The sequence below is a fragment of the Actinobacillus genomosp. 1 genome (genome assembly GCF_029774175.1).
Classification (GTDB): Bacteria; Pseudomonadota; Gammaproteobacteria; order Enterobacterales; family Pasteurellaceae; genus Actinobacillus.
This window is the reverse complement of the sequence record NZ_CP103834.1, coordinates 1855828-1876630: the sequence shown is the minus strand read 5'-3', so window position 1 is coordinate 1876630 and position 20803 is coordinate 1855828. Positions and strand designations below refer to the sequence as shown.

Genomic DNA, 20803 nt, shown 5'->3' with positions numbered 1-20803 from the left:
CATACAAATAATAAAAATATATTGCATAAATGTAATAAGTGTTTTTTTCATCTTTTAAGAGGAAGTTTTCATGAAAAAAATATTAACTGTACCTATTGTCTCTATGATTTTGGTGGCTTGTTCATCAAATAGTTTAGAAAAACAAAGTGTTCATGAAAATGTGAATGCTTCAATGGAGAATCTTAAACAAGAGCAAGCATTACTCTTGTTTTATAGACCTATTGATTCAGTTAATGGTGCTATCAATATTTATATTGATGGAAATTATCATAGTTCATTATTAGAAAAGTCATTTTCTTCTATTCCTGTTTGCGCATCTAAACCGTTATTAAGTGCATCTCAATCTTCGGATTATCAATTTGGTAATCGTGTTAATGGGGTTCATTATCCTTTGGATAAAAATAATGTTGCATATGTTCGAGTTACTCAAAATATGGGAAATATACTTCTGACTCAAGTAACTAAAGATGTAGCAGAGAAAGAGACCTTAGGTCTAAGGAAAATGAATCATACGCTTTCTCGTGTCCCTGAAGCAAGAAATTGTTCGAAAAATATTATTGTGACAAAAGATCTTTCTACAGGAGCATTGTTTGCTTTTGATAAGTCCGATTACCAAGATATCCTTCCGAAAGGTAAACAGGAAATTTCAAAATTTGCAGAGCATATTAAGAAATTAGGCGTAGATTCAAAAAATCCTATTGTAGTAAGTGGATACACTGATCCGGACGGTAGTGAAAGCTATAACAAAGATTTAGCTCAACGTCGTGCGGAAACGGTAGCAAGTGTGTTACAAAAAGCAGGTGTTTCTAGAAAAGTTGAAGCGATGGGATACGGAGAAACTAATATATCCAAAAATAATTGTGCTGCATTAAAAGATAAGAACGCGCGTATTGAATGTAATCAACCGAACCGTCGAGTTGAAATTTCAGTATTTGGTAATGAATAATTTTCTAAGTCAAAGGGAAACTTAAATTATGACAACTACAATTAAGATTCTGAGTGCAAAAAAAGAAGTTGACAGCCATAAGGTATCGAAAGGTGACTTACTAGTACTTCAAGCATAAAAGAATGTAAATTATCAATTAATTGATGATAAAACAGGAGTAGCTCCGCAAAATATCATCGTGAAAAGGGATAATAAATCTTTAGTTATCACTTTAGAAGATGGTGATCTAGCTCCGGATATCATCATCGAAAATTATTATAGTGATGACAAAGCAACGAATTTGATCATTGGGCAGCATGAGAACGGTCAGTTATATGCGTATGTGCCTGAGTCAGGTGTAACCAGTGATGCAATTAATGTCTTAGCAGAAGAAGTAATTGCGCCGCAAGCACTGGGAGGTTCTGAGTTAAACAGCGCATTTTGGTCATTTAACCCTTGGTGGTTATTAGGCGCTGCCGCATTAGTCGGCGGTATTGCAGCAGCAGCTGGCGGTGGCGGTAGTGGCGGTGGTAGTGGAAACGGCAACACTAAGAATGATTCTGACAAAGATGCCGACGGCAAACTTGACAGCGACGAAGTAAAAGCGGCGGAAGACGCGGTTAAGGCAGCGGAAGACGCAGAAAAAGCGGCGGAAAAAGCGTTAGCGGATGCGAATAAAGACGGTGTAGTAACACCGGCGGAAGCGGAAGCGGTAGAAAAAGCGAACGAAGAGATTGCTAAAGCGAAAAATGATGCGCAGAAAGCGATTGATGAAGTAAAAGCGGCAGATCCGGCGAAAGGCGAAGAACTTCAAAACCGTTTAGATGACGTAAATCCGGTAACACCACCAACAGTTACGGATAAAGATGCCGACGGCAAACTTGACAGCGACGAAGTAAAAGCGGCGGAAGACGCGGTTAAGGCAGCGGAAGACGCAGAAAAAGCGGCGGAAAAAGCGTTAGCGGATGCGAACAAAGACGGTGTAGTAACACCGGCGGAAGCGGAAGCGGTAGAAAAAGCGAACGAAGAGATTGCTAAAGCTAAACTTGACGCACAAAAAGCGATCGACGACGTAAAAGCGGCAGATCCGGCGAAAGGCGAAGAACTTCAAAACCGTTTAGATGACGTAAATCCGGTAACACCTCCTGCGGTAACGGACAAAGATGCCGACGGCAAACTTGACAGCGACGAAGTAAAAGCGGCGGAAGACGCGGTTAAGGCAGCGGAAGACGCAGAAAAAGCGGCGGAAAAAGCGTTAGCGGATGCGAATAAAGACGGTGTAGTAACACCGGCGGAAGCGGAAGCGGTAGAAAAAGCGAACGAAGAGATTGCTAAAGCGAAAAATGATGCGCAGAAAGCGATTGATGAAGTAAAAGCGGCAGATCCGGCGAAAGGCGAAGAACTTCAAAACCGTTTAGATGACGTAAATCCGGTAACACCACCAACAGTTACGGATAAAGATGCCGACGGCAAACTTGACAGCGACGAAGTAAAAGCGGCGGAAGACGCGGTTAAGGCAGCGGAAGACGCAGAAAAAGCGGCGGAAAAAGCGTTAGCGGATGCGAATAAAGACGGTGTAGTAACACCGGCGGAAGCGGAAGCGGTAGAAAAAGCGAACGAAGAGATTGCTAAAGCGAAAAATGATGCGCAGAAAGCGATTGATGAAGTAAAAGCGGCAGATCCGGCGAAAGGCGAAGAACTTCAAAACCGTTTAGATGACGTAAATCCGGTAACACCACCAACAGTTACGGATAAAGATGCCGACGGCAAACTTGATAGCGACGAAGTGAAAGCGGCGGAAGACGCGGTTAAGGCAGCGGAAGACGCAGAAAAAGCGGCGGAAGATAAGCTTAACGAAATCAACAAAGACGGCGTAGTGAGCCAAGACGAAGTTGATGAGTTAAAAGGCTTAAACGACAAAGTGACTGAAGCGAAAAACGCAGCGCAAGCGGCGGTGGACAGCTTACCGGCGAGCGACGCGAAAGACGGCTTGGTAGAACGCTTGAACAACGTGAACCCAGTAGCCGTACCAGCGGTAACGGATACGGATAACGATGACGTAGCGGATGACGCGGAGTTAGCGAAAGCGACAGACTTGGTAGCGAAAGCGGAAGCGGCGGAAAAAGCGGCGGAAGATAAGCTTAACGAAATCAACAAAGACGGCGTAGTGAGCCAAGACGAAGTTGATGAGTTAAAAGGCTTAAACGACAAAGTGACTGAAGCGAAAAACGCAGCGCAAGCGGCGGTGGACAGCTTACCGGCGAGCGACGCGAAAGACGGCTTGGTAGAACGCTTGAACAACGTGAACCCAGTAGCCGTACCAGCGGTAACGGATACGGATAACGATGACGTAGCGGATGACGCGGAGTTAGCGAAAGCGACAGACTTGGTAGCGAAAGCGGAAGCGGCGGAAAAAGCGGCGGAAGATAAGCTTAACGAAATCAACAAAGACGGCGTAGTGAGCCAAGACGAAGTTGATGAGTTAAAAGGCTTAAACGACAAAGTGACTGAAGCGAAAAACGCAGCGCAAGCGGCGGTGGACAGCTTACCGGCGAGCGACGCGAAAGACGGCTTGGTAGAACGCTTGAACAACGTGAACCCAGTAGCCGTACCAGCGGTAACGGATACGGATAACGATGACGTAGCGGATGACGCGGAGTTAGCGAAAGCGACAGACTTGGTAGCGAAAGCGGAAGCGGCGGAAAAAGCGGCGGAAGATAAGCTTAACGAAATCAACAAAGACGGCGTAGTGAGCCAAGACGAAGTTGATGAGTTAAAAGGCTTAAACGACAAAGTGACTGAAGCGAAAAACGCAGCGCAAGCGGCGGTGGACAGCTTACCGGCGAGCGACGCGAAAGACGGCTTGGTAGAACGCTTGAACAACGTGAACCCAGTAGCCGTACCAGCGGTAACGGATACGGATAACGATGACGTAGCGGATGACGCGGAGTTAGCGAAAGCGACAGACTTGGTAGCGAAAGCGGAAGCGGCGGAAAAAGCGGCGGAAGATAAGCTTAACGAAATCAACAAAGACGGCGTAGTGAGCCAAGACGAAGTTGATGAGTTAAAAGGCTTAAACGACAAAGTGACTGAAGCGAAAAACGCAGCGCAAGCGGCGGTGGACAGCTTACCGGCGAGCGACGCGAAAGACGGCTTGGTAGAACGCTTGAACAACGTGAACCCAGTAGCCGTACCAGCGGTAACGGATACGGATAACGATGACGTAGCGGATGACGCGGAGTTAGCGAAAGCGACAGACTTGGTAGCGAAAGCGGAAGCGGCGGAAAAAGCGGCGGAAGATAAGCTTAACGAAATCAACAAAGACGGCGTAGTGAGCCAAGACGAAGTTGATGAGTTAAAAGGCTTAAACGACAAAGTGACTGAAGCGAAAAACGCAGCGCAAGCGGCGGTGGACAGCTTACCGGCGAGCGACGCGAAAGACGGCTTGGTAGAACGCTTGAACAACGTGAACCCAGTAGCCGTACCAGCGGTAACGGATACGGATAACGATGACGTAGCGGATGACGCGGAGTTAGCGAAAGCGACAGACTTGGTAGCGAAAGCGGAAGCGGCGGAAAAAGCGGCGGAAGATAAGCTTAACGAAATCAACAAAGACGGCGTAGTGAGCCAAGACGAAGTTGATGAGTTAAAAGGCTTAAACGACAAAGTGACTGAAGCGAAAAACGCAGCGCAAGCGGCGGTGGACAGCTTACCGGCGAGCGACGCGAAAGACGGCTTGGTAGAACGCTTGAACAACGTGAACCCAGTAGCCGTACCAGCGGTAACGGATACGGATAACGATGACGTAGCGGATGACGCGGAGTTAGCGAAAGCGACAGACTTGGTAGCGAAAGCGGAAGCGGCGGAAAAAGCGGCGGAAGATAAGCTTAACGAAATCAACAAAGACGGCGTAGTGAGCCAAGACGAAGTTGATGAGTTAAAAGGCTTAAACGACAAAGTGACTGAAGCGAAAAACGCAGCGCAAGCGGCGGTGGACAGCTTACCGGCGAGCGACGCGAAAGACGGCTTGGTAGAACGCTTGAACAACGTGAACCCAGTAGCCGTACCAGCGGTAACGGATACGGATAACGATGACGTAGCGGATGACGCGGAGTTAGCGAAAGCGACAGACTTGGTAGCGAAAGCGGAAGCGGCGGAAAAAGCGGCGGAAGATAAGCTTAACGAAATCAACAAAGACGGCGTAGTGAGCCAAGACGAAGTTGATGAGTTAAAAGGCTTAAACGACAAAGTGACTGAAGCGAAAAACGCAGCGCAAGCGGCGGTGGACAGCTTACCGGCGAGCGACGCGAAAGACGGCTTGGTAGAACGCTTGAACAACGTGAACCCAGTAGCCGTACCAGCGGTAACGGATACGGATAACGATGACGTAGCGGATGACGCGGAGTTAGCGAAAGCGACAGACTTGGTAGCGAAAGCGGAAGCGGCGGAAAAAGCGGCGGAAGATAAGCTTAACGAAATCAACAAAGACGGCGTAGTGAGCCAAGACGAAGTTGATGAGTTAAAAGGCTTAAACGACAAAGTGACTGAAGCGAAAAACGCAGCGCAAGCGGCGGTGGACAGCTTACCGGCGAGCGACGCGAAAGACGGCTTGGTAGAACGCTTGAACAACGTGAACCCAGTAGCCGTACCAGCGGTAACGGATACGGATAACGATGACGTAGCGGATGACGCGGAGTTAGCGAAAGCGACAGACTTGGTAGCGAAAGCGGAAGCGGCGGAAAAAGCGGCGGAAGATAAGCTTAACGAAATCAACAAAGACGGCGTAGTGAGCCAAGACGAAGTTGATGAGTTAAAAGGCTTAAACGACAAAGTGACTGAAGCGAAAAACGCAGCGCAAGCGGCGGTGGACAGCTTACCGGCGAGCGACGCGAAAGACGGCTTGGTAGAACGCTTGAACAACGTGAACCCAGTAGCCGTACCAGCGGTAACGGATACGGATAACGATGACGTAGCGGATGACGCGGAGTTAGCGAAAGCGACAGACTTGGTAGCGAAAGCGGAAGCGGCGGAAAAAGCGGCGGAAGATAAGCTTAACGAAATCAACAAAGACGGCGTAGTGAGCCAAGACGAAGTTGATGAGTTAAAAGGCTTAAACGACAAAGTGACTGAAGCGAAAAACGCAGCGCAAGCGGCGGTGGACAGCTTACCGGCGAGCGACGCGAAAGACGGCTTGGTAGAACGCTTGAACAACGTGAACCCAGTAGCCGTACCAGCGGTAACGGATACGGATAACGATGACGTAGCGGATGACGCGGAGTTAGCGAAAGCGACAGACTTGGTAGCGAAAGCGGAAGCGGCGGAAAAAGCGGCGGAAGATAAGCTTAACGAAATCAACAAAGACGGCGTAGTGAGCCAAGACGAAGTTGATGAGTTAAAAGGCTTAAACGACAAAGTGACTGAAGCGAAAAACGCAGCGCAAGCGGCGGTGGACAGCTTACCGGCGAGCGACGCGAAAGACGGCTTGGTAGAACGCTTGAACAACGTGAACCCAGTAGCCGTACCAGCGGTAACGGATACGGATAACGATGACGTAGCGGATGACGCGGAGTTAGCGAAAGCGACAGACTTGGTAGCGAAAGCGGAAGCGGCGGAAAAAGCGGCGGAAGATAAGCTTAACGAAATCAACAAAGACGGCGTAGTGAGCCAAGACGAAGTTGATGAGTTAAAAGGCTTAAACGACAAAGTGACTGAAGCGAAAAACGCAGCGCAAGCGGCGGTGGACAGCTTACCGGCGAGCGACGCGAAAGACGGCTTGGTAGAACGCTTGAACAACGTGAACCCAGTAGCCGTACCAGCGGTAACGGATACGGATAACGATGACGTAGCGGATGACGCGGAGTTAGCGAAAGCGACAGACTTGGTAGCGAAAGCGGAAGCGGCGGAAAAAGCGGCGGAAGATAAGCTTAACGAAATCAACAAAGACGGCGTAGTGAGCCAAGACGAAGTTGATGAGTTAAAAGGCTTAAACGACAAAGTGACTGAAGCGAAAAACGCAGCGCAAGCGGCGGTGGACAGCTTACCGGCGAGCGACGCGAAAGACGGCTTGGTAGAACGCTTGAACAACGTGAACCCAGTAGCCGTACCAGCGGTAACGGATACGGATAACGATGACGTAGCGGATGACGCGGAGTTAGCGAAAGCGACAGACTTGGTAGCGAAAGCGGAAGCGGCGGAAAAAGCGGCGGAAGATAAGCTTAACGAAATCAACAAAGACGGCGTAGTGAGCCAAGACGAAGTTGATGAGTTAAAAGGCTTAAACGACAAAGTGACTGAAGCGAAAAACGCAGCGCAAGCGGCGGTGGACAGCTTACCGGCGAGCGACGCGAAAGACGGCTTGGTAGAACGCTTGAACAACGTGAACCCAGTAGCCGTACCAGCGGTAACGGATACGGATAACGATGACGTAGCGGATGACGCGGAGTTAGCGAAAGCGACAGACTTGGTAGCGAAAGCGGAAGCGGCGGAAAAAGCGGCGGAAGATAAGCTTAACGAAATCAACAAAGACGGCGTAGTGAGCCAAGACGAAGTTGATGAGTTAAAAGGCTTAAACGACAAAGTGACTGAAGCGAAAAACGCAGCGCAAGCGGCGGTGGACAGCTTACCGGCGAGCGACGCGAAAGACGGCTTGGTAGAACGCTTGAACAACGTGAACCCAGTAGCCGTACCAGCGGTAAATGATGTAGATGAAGACGGTAAAGCTGATGAGCTTGAATTCGCTGAAGCTGTAGTGGCAATTACTGCTGCTAAAGAGGCTGCGACTAAGGCGCAAGATGCTTTAACTAATGTTGATGCGAATAGAGACGGTAGTATTACTCCTGTTGAGCAACGAGCTGTTATCGATGCAAATACAGAGGTAGATACAGCTAAAGCTACAGCACAAAGATTAGTTACTGGTCTTCCAAGCGGAGTACAGGACAAACACGGCAACACTAAAGAGTCTTTACAAAAAGACTTGAATACGGTGAAAGGTGTGGATGTACCGGATACAACGGAGCCGACAGAACCGACAATAACGCTTGTGAACGATACCGGTGCGAGCAACTCAGACTTTATTACTAACGATGGTCGAGTATCTATTAATGGTATGAGAAGCGGAACTATAGAATATAGCCTAGATGGTGGTGAGAACTGGATGGAGGGTAATGAATTTACTCTAACAGATAAGAGAGAATCCACTTTAGGTACAGTATATACCGTTCAGGCACGCCAAAAAATCGGTGATAAGGTATCAAACATTGTTACTCAAACAATTACAGTTGATACAACTGCCGAGATTAGTGATATTAAATTATCTAAATCTAAAGATACTGAGGGCCATACCGTCTTTAATATTCAAGGCAATGCTGGGGTAGGTTCTAAAGTAATATTCGGTCGTAATGATCCTAAAGAGGCTGAAGTAAATGCTCAAGGAGTATTTAAACATACAAGTAAAACTGTAGCAGTGTCAGAGGGCGGTAATTCTGAAGGCATACGTATTCAAATTACCGATGTAGCCGGCAATACTATAGAGAAGAACGTTACAGCTGTGAGTGAGAACTATTTCCAACAAAATAGTATGGTAGGTGTATATCAAGATAGTTCTAAAGATGACTGGCTTTTCATTACGCAGTCTATGACTTCTTCAAGTCAAAGAGATGGAAATATAGATCTTAGAACCGACGACGGTAATGATTTAATTACTACTGGCGAGCGAGTAGCTGCTCATGACGGAAGAACACTTAAGGTCAATATGGGTAACGGTGATGATACATTTACTATCGGACTTCATGTATCTGCTTCTAATAGAAGTACCCTTGAAATTGATATGGGAGCGGGCAGTGATACTGTGAAAATAAACTCATTTGAGGGTAAGAGTATCGCCGGTCCTGCAAAAATCAATTTAGGTGATGGTGATGACTATATTAGCTTAACCGGTATTGTTGATGTTAAAGCTTCCTTAAACGGAGGCAGTGGCGTAGATAGATTGTCGTTCCCTAAATCAGCTTCGAAGATTGATCAAGATCTTCTTGATGTAATTAAGGGAGTGGAGATTATCGATCTCGGTGCGGGTTCTAGTGCAAAACATGAGCTTAATATTACTTCGGCAGCGGTTAGACAAAACGCTGATACTGCGGTTGAGATAAATGGAAAATCTTATAATGGACTATTTATTGAAGGCGGTAGAAATAATGTTGTGGATTTAGGAGATAATGATAGAGGTGGAGTCTTTGGAAGAGAGCCTTTAGGTGACTTCAAAGCATACAAAGGAAATGTTCCAGCAGGTTATAGAGCTTATTGGAACGGTTCTGACACTGAAACTATTGTATATATCCAAAACGGTATCGAAGTAATCTAATCCGTATATTTAACTTAGTTAATAATGTCATGATTTACAAAGACATTTTAAGTTAATTAATCAAAGAGTTAGTGGTAGTTATGTAAATAATTACGGCTAACTCTTTTTTTATCGGTCGGATTTATGGATTTACTATATTTAAGTTGGTTGGGAATGTGCGAATAATTTATTAGAGATAAAGTGAAATAGATTAGAATGTATATAAATATATGTTAGAATAAATAGTTTTATTTATAGAAAATAAAAAGGATATTTTTATGAAAAAGTTATGGTATTCGTTATTAACTTGCTTGTGTTTTTCTTCAGTAAGTTATGCGGAAAAGTTAGATGTAATTTTACGTCATGCTTTGGTTTCCGACCCGAGTTTAGACGAAGCGCGTGCTAATCTTGCGGCAGCGCACAGCCAAACCAAGATTTCGGAAGCTGGGCATTATCCTGTGGTTTCGTTGAGTAATACCAGTATGATTTCTCAACAACATAAATATAACAGTGAACGTCGTTCCGGTCCGGTCGTAAACGGTAAATTAAATTTATACGCTTGGGGGGCGATTGAAGCGGAAATTGAACGTGATGAGCATAAGGCGGGTTTTTATCATCATAAATTAATGGAAACAAGAGAAGTTGTCGGGCAAAAAATCGCACAATTATATTTAGCCGCCTTACGTGCAAAAGAAAATATCGTTATTTATAAAGAGAGTTTGGCGCGTCATAATCAATTAGTAAAAGATTTACAGGTTATCGTCTCTTATGATGAAGGGCGTGAATTTGAAGTTAATGAGGCAATGTCGCGTAAGAATCAAGTCGAATCGACCATTGCGGAGCAAGAACGTATTTTATATACCAGTTTAAGTCAATTAACACGCTATTTTCCACGCGGAATGACGGAACAAAGCTTAACGGATCCGTTTCCGGAGAAAAATGTGGAAGCTTTTTTGAAAAAATATTTAAGTAAAGATATCAGTACGAATCCTACTTTCTTAGCCCAGCAAAAGGAGTTTGAAAGTTCGAAAGCAGCCTTAAAAGCGTCGGAGGCCCGTCGATTACCGGCAATTAATTTGGAAGGTTCCGCCAGTCGCCACGAACGTGAAATTTATGTCGGCGTAGTGTGGGATATTTATAATCCGGCGGCTAAATATACGGTAGAGCAAAATTATCATTCACAAGCGGCGGCGGATGCGAAGTTACGAGAAATCGAGTTGGATGTGGTTGAAAAAGGGCGTACGGCGGAAGTCGAGATGTTGCGTAATAAGAGCTTATTAACATTAGCCGCAAAACAGATAGCCGCACAAAGAAAAGTGGTTAAGGATACGGAGTTACAGTTTGAGATTGCAACGAAAAGTTTATTAAATTTATTAGATGCTTATCAAGAATTAACTCAGGTACAAGCAACGGAAGTTGCGGCACGTAACAATTATCGTGACGCAGCATTATTGTATTTAGTCTCTCAAGCTAAAGTTGCGCAATGGGCGGGTATTCCGGTATTGAATTTAACGGATAAAAAATAACACATTATTATGAAAGCAATTATCGAGCATGTCGCTTTAGCGACGCAATTTTATGGTACGCCGGTATCTAAAGAGGCTTTAACCGCTCAGGTCGTTAGAGATCAGAATTTAAATGTAAATTTCCAATCATTGGTTGAGGTATTACGATCACACGGTTTTGAAAATAGTATTTCCAAGCGTAGTTTGCAGGATATTCCTAGTTTATCGGTGCCTGTAGTGATTATCTTACGCAATGAAGAAGCGGCGCTTGTGACGAAGATTGAGGGAAGTGGTAAAGATCGTCGTTATCATTTGACGCAGTCCGGGGTTACGCAAGTTGTAGATGAAAGTGCGTTATCCGAGATTTATTTACAGTATTGTTGGTTTATTAAGCCTAAAGTAGCTGTTGATGAACGTTCCGAATTACCTGAATATCATTTGCCGAAGTCATGGTATTGGAAGGTGATTGCTCGGTTCCGTCCGTATTATTACCAAGTGATTTTAGCAACGTTTATCATTAACTTTTTGGCACTCGTCAGCTCGCTTTATGTGATGAATGTTTATGATAGGGTAATTCCGAATAAAACGTATGAAACTTTATGGGCATTAAGTATCGGGGTTATTTTAGCGATTTTATTTGAATTAGCGGCAAAATTGATTCGGGGGCATTTAACCGATATTGCCGGTAAAAAAGCGGATTTAATTATTAGTTCGGCATTGTTCCGTCGTGTAATGAGTATTCGATTAATCGATAAACCGGTATCGGCGGGTTCTTATGCGAATAATTTACGTGAATTTGAAGCCGTTCGAGAATTTATGACGAGTGCAAGTTTGCTTGTATTAGTCGATTTGCCGTTTATCTTTTTATTTATTTTTGTGATTTATTTGGTGGGCGGTTATCTTGCTCTCGTACCGCTTACGGTTATTCCTATCGTCGTTATCGTCGGTTTTGCGGTGCAGCCGAAATTAGCTAAAAAAATTAATGAAACGATGAGAGAGAGTTCTCAGCGTCAGGGGTTGATTGTTGAAGCGGTAGACGGTATCGAAACGCTAAAAGCGAATAATGCGACCAATTGGGCGCAACAACGCTGGGATATGTTTACGGCGAAAACGGCGGCTACTCAAATTAAAGTACGTGATTTAAGCAATTTTGTGACGAATTTTACGGCGATGATGCAACAGCTCAATACCGTTTTCTTGGTGTTGGTCGGTGCTTATTTGATTCATGCCGAAAATGAAGCGAGCCGTATTACGATGGGGGCTTTGATTGCTTCGGTGATTTTATCCGGTCGAGCATTAGCTCCATTAGGTCAAGTAGCGAATTTAGCGACACGTTTTCAGCAGGCGCGTATGGCGTTAGAGGGGATTAATAGCATTGTCGAGCGTCCGATCGAACGTAAGCCTGATCAGAAATATATTACGCTGGATAATGTAAGAGGTGCGCTTCAATTTAAGCATGCGGCTTTCCAATATAATAAAGATAGCGGCGATATTGTGACGGATTTGGATTTGAAAATTCAACCGGGAGAAAAGGTTGCTATTTTAGGGCGTATCGGTAGCGGTAAGAGTACGTTGCTGAAGTTAATGGCAGGTCTTTATGAGCCATCTAAAGGGAATGTTATGTTGGATAATGTGGATATTCGTCAGATTGATCCTAATTTCTTACGTAACCAAGTAACGTTATTTGAACAAGCACCGCGTTTATTTTTAGGTTCGTTACGTGAGAATTTAGATTTAGCCAGAACGGATCATTTTTCTCGAGATCAAGACTTATTAACGGCACTTAGTCGTTTCGGTTTAGACTCTTTGATACAGCGTCATCCTAGAGGGTTGGATATGCCGTTAGGTGAAAACGGTTTGGGGTTATCCGGCGGTCAAAAGCAGATGGTAGCGTTAGCCCGTTTAACGCTTAAAGATCCTAGAGTGGTGTTATTGGATGAACCGACCAGTGATTTGGATCAGACTTCGGAAGTAAAAGCATTACAAGCGTTAGCTCATTGGGGACAAAACCGTACAATGGTATTCGTTACCCATCGTACCTTAGTTTTACAGTTGGTTACGCGTATTATTGTGATGGATCAGGGAAAAATTATTATGGACGGCCCTAAGGAAGAGGTGTTGGAACGTTTACGTAATAATGAAATGAAGTCGTCAGAATAGTGGGTAAAAAGTTAAGTGATAGGATTAATCCATGAAAGATAAGCAATCGGAAGAAATTAAGCAGTCTGATCTTGCCCTTATTAACGATCTTAATGCGGCAATGCAAACGGAAAAACATAAGGGTATTTTTTCCGTTATTATGTTGTTCTTTGTTTTTTTAATTGTATTTGTTATTTGGGCATACAATAGCCCGTTAGAGGAAGTAACTAGAGGGCAAGGAAGTATTATCCCGAGTAGCCGAGATCAGATTGTACAAAGTTTAGACCCCGGTATTATTCGTGAAATGAAAGTAAAAGAAGGGGATATTGTTGAAAAAGGGCAAATTCTTCTTACTTTGGATGATACGAGAAGTTCCGCTATTTTACGTGAAAGTGAAGCGAAAGTACTTAATTTACAGGCAATAGCGATTCGTTTACGTGCGGAAGCCTATGATACTCCTCTTGATTTTCCAGAAGAAATTCCTACAGAGATTCGCCAGCGTGAGCTTGCGGTTTATACCGCTCGTCGTAAAGCGATGGAAGAGGCGGTTAGCGGGCTAACCAGAAGTAAGGCATTACTTGATAGAGAAATTTCAATTACCTCTCCGATGGTAGCGAGAGGGGTAATGTCTGAGGTTGAACTATTGCGTTCCAGACGCCAATCGGCGGATCTTGCGCAACAAATTGCGGAAAGAAAAAACCGTTATTCGGCGGAGTCAAGTAGTGAATTGGTTCAAACGGAATCGGAATTGGCTCAAGCTCGAGAAAATATGGCAATGAGAGCTGATCCGGTAGAGCGTTCTCAGCTTAAAGCACCGTTACGAGGAGTGGTAAAGAATATTAAAATTAATACGGTCGGTGGTGTCGTGCAAGCCGGACAGGATATTTTAGAGATTGTGCCGATTGATGAAAAACTATTGGTACAAGCCTATATCAGTCCTAAAGATGTGGCATTTATTCGTCCGGGTCAAGAGGCTTTGGTTAAAATTAGTGCCTATGATTATTCACTTTATGGCGGGCTTGAAGGAAAAGTGGTGCTATTAAGCCCAGATACGTTACAGGATGAACGCCGTCCAAGCAATCTCAAGTTGAATCCTGACCAATCGTATTACCGCATTTTAATTGAAACGAATGACAGTAAATTAATGGATAAAAACGGTAAGGAGTTAGATATTACGCCGGGTATGACGGCAACCGTCGATATTCGAACCGGAGAAAAAACGGTCTTCCAGTATCTGATTAAGCCGATTACTCGTATGAAACAAGCTATGCAGGAGAGATAAATATAAGGCGCGTTGCTGAGGTTTAGATGAAGCAGCGCTTTTTTACGCACATTAAAAAAGATCTTTATACAAGCGGTTGATTTTCACAAGAATTTTGCAAATTTTTCTTTAAAATCAACCGCTTGTTTTTGCTTAAGGCTGATCACCGGCTAACGCACGAGGGAAAAGCGTATTATTTTCCAAATCCACGTGCGCATCTAAATCAGCGGCAAATTCTCGTAAGCCTTGATATAAATGACGCCAAGACGTGCAAGCACCCTCCGGCGGGTTGAAATTATTCGTCAGTTTTTGCATTGCTTCAACATCGTTACCGGCTTCATCGTGTTCGGCTTCCATCACAGAAATCGGTGCCGCCGCCATTTTTCCTCTGCCGGCTTTAATCAACGGGAACAAAATTTGTTCTTCCTTCATCATATGATTCACTAAATCCGTATAAATTTTACGAATAATCGCCGCTAAACCTTTCGGGCAATCAGCACTATCTGTATGAACGGATTCCACTTTTTCCGCCAATTCAATTAGGGGTGGTAATTGGTTGCGATGTTTATCGTGAAAACGGGGGATAATAAAATCAATGATTTCGCTAAGCGGGGCTGTATGCCAATCTTTATCAGTTAAAACGGACATCGTAAACTCCTAATAATATAGTTGATTAAATTAGTAGGAATTATAAATTTGGAAATGAAGCGGCTCTATAATCAAGACGGGGTAGCGATTAGACTTAAATCAAAAAGCGGTCATTTTTCGCGGATTTTTAGCTAAAACTTAAAACGGATAACGATGAATGAAAATCATCTTATGAAACGGTGGAATATGTTGCGGCTTTTTTAGTAAAATTTTATCTCGGTCGTATTTTTTAAAATTTATAATAACAACATAACTGATGAATAATTAAGGATAGAAAATTAAATGAAATTTAAATCGGAATTAGAACAAGCGATTCTTGCCACCGTACAACAAGAAGTCGTGCCGGCGTTAGGTTGTACCGAACCTGTTTCTTTGGCGTTAGCAGCGGCTGTGGCTCGTCAGTATTTAGGGGCGTTACCTGATCGTATCGAAGCTAAAGTTTCGCCGAATTTGATGAAAAACGGTATGGGGGTAACCGTTCCCGGGACGGGTACGGTCGGCTTAACCATGGCGGCGGCAATCGGGGCAATCGGCGGCGATCCAAACGGCGGTTTAGAAGTATTAAAACAGATTACCTCCGAACAAGTGGCACTGGCGAAACAAATGATCAACGATCATAAAATCGAAGTGAGTATTTCCGATACCGAACATATTCTCTATTCCGAAGCCACACTGTTTAATACCGATCAACAAGTCAAAGTGCGTATTGCCGCACATCATACCAATGTGATTTATATTGAGAAAAACGGCGAATTACTATTTTCCAAACCTTGTGTAGTGGAAAGTGAAAATGCGGAAAATGTTTTTGCTGACTTAAATGCGAAAGATATTTATGATTTTTCTTTAAATGTGGAATTAGAGAAGATTCGCTTTATTCAACAAGCGGCGATTTTAAATAGTGCGCTTTCACAAGAAGGTTTGAATCAAGATTACGGTTTACATATCGGGCGAACGCTACAAAAACAAATCGGCAAAGGATTAATTAGTGACGATTTATTGAATCGAATTGTGATTGAAACTACCGCTGCCAGTGATGCACGCATGGGTGGCGCAAATTTACCGGCAATGAGTAATTCGGGTTCCGGCAACCAAGGGATTACGGCGACAATGCCGGTGGTTGTGGTCGCGCGTCATTTAGCTGCGAGTGAAGAACAGTTGATTCGAGCCTTATTCCTATCGCATTTAATGGCGATTTATATTCATAGTAAATTACCGAAACTCTCTGCGTTATGTGCGGTCACTACGGCGGCTATGGGCAGTTGCGCCGGCGTAGCGTGGTTGCTAACCGGCAAATTTGAAGCGATTAGTATGGCAATCAGCAGTATGATCGGCGACATCAGCGGCATTATCTGTGACGGTGCGGCAAATAGCTGCGCGATGAAGGTTTCAACCAGTGTGAGTTCCAGTTATAAATCGATTTTAATGGCATTGGACGATACCCAAGTGACCGGCAACGAAGGGATTGTCGAACACCAAATCGACCGTTCAATCAATAACCTTTGTGCGATTGCTTCCCGCAGTATGCAATATACTGATCGCCAAGTGATTGAGATTATGGTGAGCAAACCGAAAAACGTATAATCGGTAAATATTGAAAGGTAACAAGCGGTAGAATTTGTCCAAATTTTAACAAATTTTACCGCTTATTTTTTATTTAGCCGTCTAGACGTGTACATTTCTATTTATATCCCTTAAAATTCAATTTATTACATTTCAATTAGGAAAACTTGTGTTAGAAAATTTATTACTGCAAATTCCATTTATGGATGAAGCACGTGTGAAACTGGTGATGGATGCCTTCTTCCCAATGGTTGAAGCGGCGGTCTTAGTTTCCATTCCGTTAGCAATCGCTTCTTTTATTATCGGTATGGCGATTGCGGTCGGCGTCGCCTTGATCCGAGTGACTCCGGTAAACGGTATGTTGCATCGCATCGCACTTGCGATTGTGAAAGTGTATATCTCGATTATTCGAGGCACACCGATGTTGGTGCAAATCTCGGTGGTATTTTACGGCTTGCCGGCGATCGGTGTGTATATTGATCCGATTCCGGCGGCGATTATCGGTTTCTCTCTGAATATCGGTGCATACGGTTCGGAAACCGTGCGTGCGGCGATTTCTTCCGTGCCGAAAGGGCAATGGGAAGCCGGTTATACCATCGGTATGACTTATATGCAAACCTTCCGCCGGATTATTGCACCGCAAGCGATTCGAGTCGCAGTGCCGCCGTTAAGCAACACTTTTATCGGTTTGTTTAAAGACACCTCGTTGGCCTCTGTGGTAACAGTAACGGAAATGTTCCGTGTCGCACAACAAATGGCGAATATGTCTTACGACTTCTTGCCGGTATATATTGAGGCGGGTTTAATTTATTGGTGTTTCTGTTGGGTACTTTTCTTGATTCAAGCAAAACTCGAACGCCGCTTTAACCGCTTTGTAGCGAAATAATGGCTAACCACGGAAAACAAAATGATCAAAATTAGCAATATTCATAAAACCTTTGGCAACAACACGATTTTACGTGGCATCGATCTAGAAATTAAAAAAGGTCAGGTGGTGGTAATTCTTGGGCCGTCCGGTTCCGGTAAAACCACGTTTTTACGTTGTTTAAATGCGCTGGAAATGCCGGAGCAAGGCACAATCACATTTGACGGCTCAGAGCCGTTAAGCGTAGATTTTTCAGCAAAAAATATCAAAAAACAGATTCTTTCCTTACGCCGTAAATCGGGTATGGTGTTCCAAAATTACAACTTATTTCCACACAAAACCGCATTAGAAAATGTGATGGAAGGCCCGGTATTTGTGCAAGGCAAAAAGCCGGAACAAGCCAAAGCGGAAGCCGAGAAATTGTTGGCAAAAGTCGGTTTATCCGATAAAGCGCAGCTTTACCCGTTCCAACTCTCCGGTGGTCAGCAACAGCGGGTTGGTATTGCACGTGCATTAGCGATTCAACCGGAATTGATGTTATTTGATGAACCGACTTCGGCACTTGATCCGGAATTGGTGCAAGATGTACTCAATACCATGAAAGAACTTGCCTTGGAAGGCTGGACAATGGTGGTGGTTACGCACGAAATCAAATTCGCATTAGATGTGGCGGATGTGGTGGTCGTGATGGACGGCGGTGAAATTGTTGAACAAGGCTCGCCGGCACAACTTTTCCAGAATCCGCAACACGAACGCACTAAACGCTTCTTACATCAAATTCGTGCGGATTAAACTTTCTGATAAGCGGTTTAAATTAGCAAAAATTTTGCAAATTTAGCCCGCTTGTTTCATTCCTTTTATTATTCTCCGAATTATTCCTTTTATGCCTCGCAGTTTTTTCCACTTCCTCAATCTGTTACACTAACCGCCAATTTTGACTAACTTAACTGCGAAGCTATGACTCAAGATCTTTCTAAGCACACGCCGATGATGGTGCAATATTTGCAACTTAAAGCGCAAAATCCTGATATTTTGTTGTTTTATCGTATGGGCGATTTTTACGAATTGTTTTATGACGATGCCAAAAAAGCGGCGGCGTTGTTAGATATTTCTTTGACCAAGCGAGGCGCATCGGCGGGTGAGCCGATTCCGATGGCTGGCGTGCCTTATCATGCGGTAGAAGGCTATTTAGCTAAATTGGTCGCATTGGGCGAATCGGTGGCGATTTGTGAGCAGATTGGTGATCCAGCAACCAGTAAAGGCCCGGTTGAACGTAAAGTTGTGCGCATTGTTACCCCCGGTACCGTAAGTGATGAAGCGTTATTGCCGGAACGACAGGATAATTTAGTTGCAGCGATTTACGAAGAAAAGGGCGTGTTTGCGATTGCAACTTTGGATATGACTTCCGGACGTTTTTTAATTACCGAATTACCAAATAAAGAAGCGCTCGCTGCCGAATTACAACGCTTACAACCGGCAGAAATTCTATATGCGGAAGATTTTTCTGCCGCTGAGATTTTAAATAATTATAAAGGCTTACGTCGCCGTCCGGTGTGGGAATTTGAGTTAGTCACGGCGATTAATTTATTAAATCGCCAATTCGGTACACAAAGTTTAGCCGGTTTTGGGGTGGAAAAAGCCGTGGTGGCATTATGTGCGGCGGGTTGTGTTTTACACTATGCACAAGAAACGCAACGTACAGCCTTACCGCATATCAACAGTATTCATTTGGCACAAAATAGCGATACCGTTTTGCTGGATGCGGCAACTCGCCGTAACTTAGAACTTACCCAAAACTTAGCCGGCGGAACGGAAAACACGTTAGCAGCGGTTTTAGATAAATGCGTTACGCCAATGGGTAGCCGTTTGCTGAAACGCTGGATTCATCAACCGATTCGTGACCTAGAAAAGTTGAAAAAGCGTCAAGATATAATTGACACTTTACAAAAAGAACAACGTATCGAACTGCTTCAGCCGTTACTACAAAATGTCGGTGATATGGAGCGAATCCTTGCTCGTGTTGCATTGCGCTCGGCTCGCCCACGTGATTTAACCCGTTTGCGTACCGCCTTGGCACAATTGCCTGATATTGCAAAAAATGCGAAAAATTTGACCGCTTCGCTTGATGCACTTGTGGCACAAATAGGCGATTTCAGTGAATTACACGCACTGCTTGAACGTGCGATTATTGAAACGCCTCCACAATTAATTCGTGACGGCGGTGTAATTGCCGCAGGTTACAATGCGGAGTTGGACGAATGGCGAGAGCTTTCTGCCGGTGCAACGCAATATTTGGAAAATCTCGAAATTCGAGAAAGAGAAGCAACCGGTATTGATACGCTTAAAATCGGCTTTAATGCAGTACACGGCTACTATATTCAAATTAGCCAAGGACAAGCGCATAAAGCCCCGATGCACTACGTACGCCGCCAAACCTTGAAAAATGCCGAGCGTTATATTATTCCCGAGCTGAAAACCTATGAAGATAAGGTGCTGAAAGCAAAAGGTGCGTCATTAGCATTGGAGAAACAACTTTATGATGAGTTGTTCGATTTACTTATGCCGCGTTTGGGCGAATTGCAGTTGGCGGCGATGGCATTATCCGAATTAGACGTACTGACCAATCTTGCCGAGCGAGCGGAAAGTTTGAACTATGTGCGTCCGACGTTCAGCTTACAACGAGGCGTGAATATCAAAGGAGGTCGCCATCCGGTGGTGGAGCAAGTGTTAAAAGATCCGTTTATTGCCAATCCGGTATTCTTAAACGCACAACGTCATTTATTGGTGGTAACCGGCCCGAATATGGGCGGTAAAAGTACCTATATGCGTCAAATCGCATTGATCAGCTTAATGGCATATATCGGTAGCTTTGTGCCGGCGGACAGTGCGGAAATCGGTGCGTTAGACCGTATTTTTACTCGTATCGGTGCAAGTGATGATTTAGCCTCGGGGCGTTCAACTTTTATGGTGGAAATGACCGAAATGGCGAATATCTTGCATCAGGCAACCGAAAACAGCTTAGTGCTGATCGATGAAATCGGGCGTGGAACTTCAACTTATGACGGTTTATCGCTTGCGTGGGCGTGTGCCGAATGGCTAGCCAAGAAAACCCAATCGCTTACCTTATTTGCGACTCATTATTTTGAGCTGACCAGTTTGCCAAGTCAGTTAAAAGGTGTAGCGAACGTGCATTTAGATGCGCGAGAACATCAGGATTCCATCGTGTTTATGCACAGCGTACAAGAAGGTGCGGCAAGTAAAAGCTACGGTTTAGCGGTAGCGGCGCTTGCCGGTGTGCCGAAACAGGTTATTCAACTGGCGAAACAGCGTTTAGCGCATTTGGAAGAGATCTCATTACAAACCAAAGAAGCGCACGATAACCCGCAAGGTAATTTATTATTCGCTGCGGATTTGCAAGAAACACCGCAAATTCAACCGCTTGTTGTACAACAAAGTGACGTGGAAAAAGCATTAATGAGCATCGACCCAGATGAACTTACCCCTCGCCAAGCGTTGGATGAGTTGTATCGCTTAAAAAAATTAATGGCTTAAGAAGATCAAAAAG

Annotated in this window: 10 protein-coding genes; 9 read left to right on the top strand and 1 reads right to left on the bottom strand. The window is 44.4% G+C overall.

Annotated elements, in window-relative coordinates; translation table 11 throughout:
• The first annotated feature begins 70 nt into the window (after positions 1-70).
• The 5 genes from NYR63_RS08685 (at position 71) to NYR63_RS08665 (ending at position 14186) form a co-directional block, all read left to right on the top strand.
• The gene (locus NYR63_RS08685; protein ID WP_279457166.1) at positions 71-946 is read left to right on the top strand and encodes an OmpA family protein; all 876 of its coding nucleotides are present in this window, start codon (positions 71-73) and stop codon (positions 944-946) included.
• Between the two features lie 178 nt (positions 947-1124).
• Positions 1125-9281 (top strand): GA-like domain-containing protein, encoded by an 8157-nt coding sequence (locus NYR63_RS08680; RefSeq protein WP_279457165.1) that lies wholly within the window; start codon positions 1125-1127, stop codon positions 9279-9281.
• 257 nt (positions 9282-9538) lie between these two features.
• Positions 9539-10786, top strand: coding sequence for a TolC family protein (locus tag NYR63_RS08675; protein ID WP_279457164.1), 1248 nt, complete (start codon positions 9539-9541; stop codon positions 10784-10786).
• 9 nt (positions 10787-10795) lie between these two features.
• Positions 10796-12925 (top strand): type I secretion system permease/ATPase, encoded by a 2130-nt coding sequence (locus NYR63_RS08670; RefSeq protein ID WP_279457163.1) that lies wholly within the window; start codon positions 10796-10798, stop codon positions 12923-12925.
• A gap of 31 nt (positions 12926-12956) precedes the next feature.
• Complete coding sequence (locus tag NYR63_RS08665) at positions 12957-14186, top strand: HlyD family type I secretion periplasmic adaptor subunit (protein WP_279457162.1); 1230 nt, start codon at positions 12957-12959, stop codon at positions 14184-14186.
• 132 nt (positions 14187-14318) lie between these two features.
• Here the strand turns inward: NYR63_RS08665 and NYR63_RS08660 are convergent, their stop codons facing one another.
• The gene (locus NYR63_RS08660) at positions 14319-14813 is read right to left on the bottom strand and encodes a hemerythrin domain-containing protein (protein WP_279457161.1); all 495 of its coding nucleotides are present in this window, start codon (positions 14811-14813) and stop codon (positions 14319-14321) included.
• A gap of 282 nt (positions 14814-15095) precedes the next feature.
• Between NYR63_RS08660 and NYR63_RS08655 the strand changes: the two genes are divergently transcribed.
• The 4 genes from NYR63_RS08655 to mutS all read left to right on the top strand — a co-directional run bounded on the left by NYR63_RS08655 (position 15096) and on the right by mutS (position 20790).
• Positions 15096-16394, top strand: coding sequence for a serine dehydratase subunit alpha family protein (locus NYR63_RS08655; RefSeq protein ID WP_279457158.1), 1299 nt, complete (start codon positions 15096-15098; stop codon positions 16392-16394).
• 148 nt (positions 16395-16542) lie between these two features.
• Positions 16543-17259, top strand: a complete 717-nt coding sequence (locus NYR63_RS08650; RefSeq protein WP_005605560.1) for an amino acid ABC transporter permease — start codon at positions 16543-16545, stop codon at positions 17257-17259.
• Positions 17260-17280: 21 nt separating this feature from the next.
• Positions 17281-18030, top strand: a complete 750-nt coding sequence (locus NYR63_RS08645; RefSeq protein ID WP_279457157.1) for an amino acid ABC transporter ATP-binding protein — start codon at positions 17281-17283, stop codon at positions 18028-18030.
• Between the two features lie 165 nt (positions 18031-18195).
• Positions 18196-20790 carry a DNA mismatch repair protein MutS gene (gene mutS / locus NYR63_RS08640; protein WP_279457156.1) on the top strand — a complete coding sequence of 865 codons (2595 nt, stop codon included), beginning with the start codon at positions 18196-18198 and terminating at the stop codon, positions 20788-20790.
• The last annotated feature ends 13 nt before the right edge of the window (positions 20791-20803 follow it).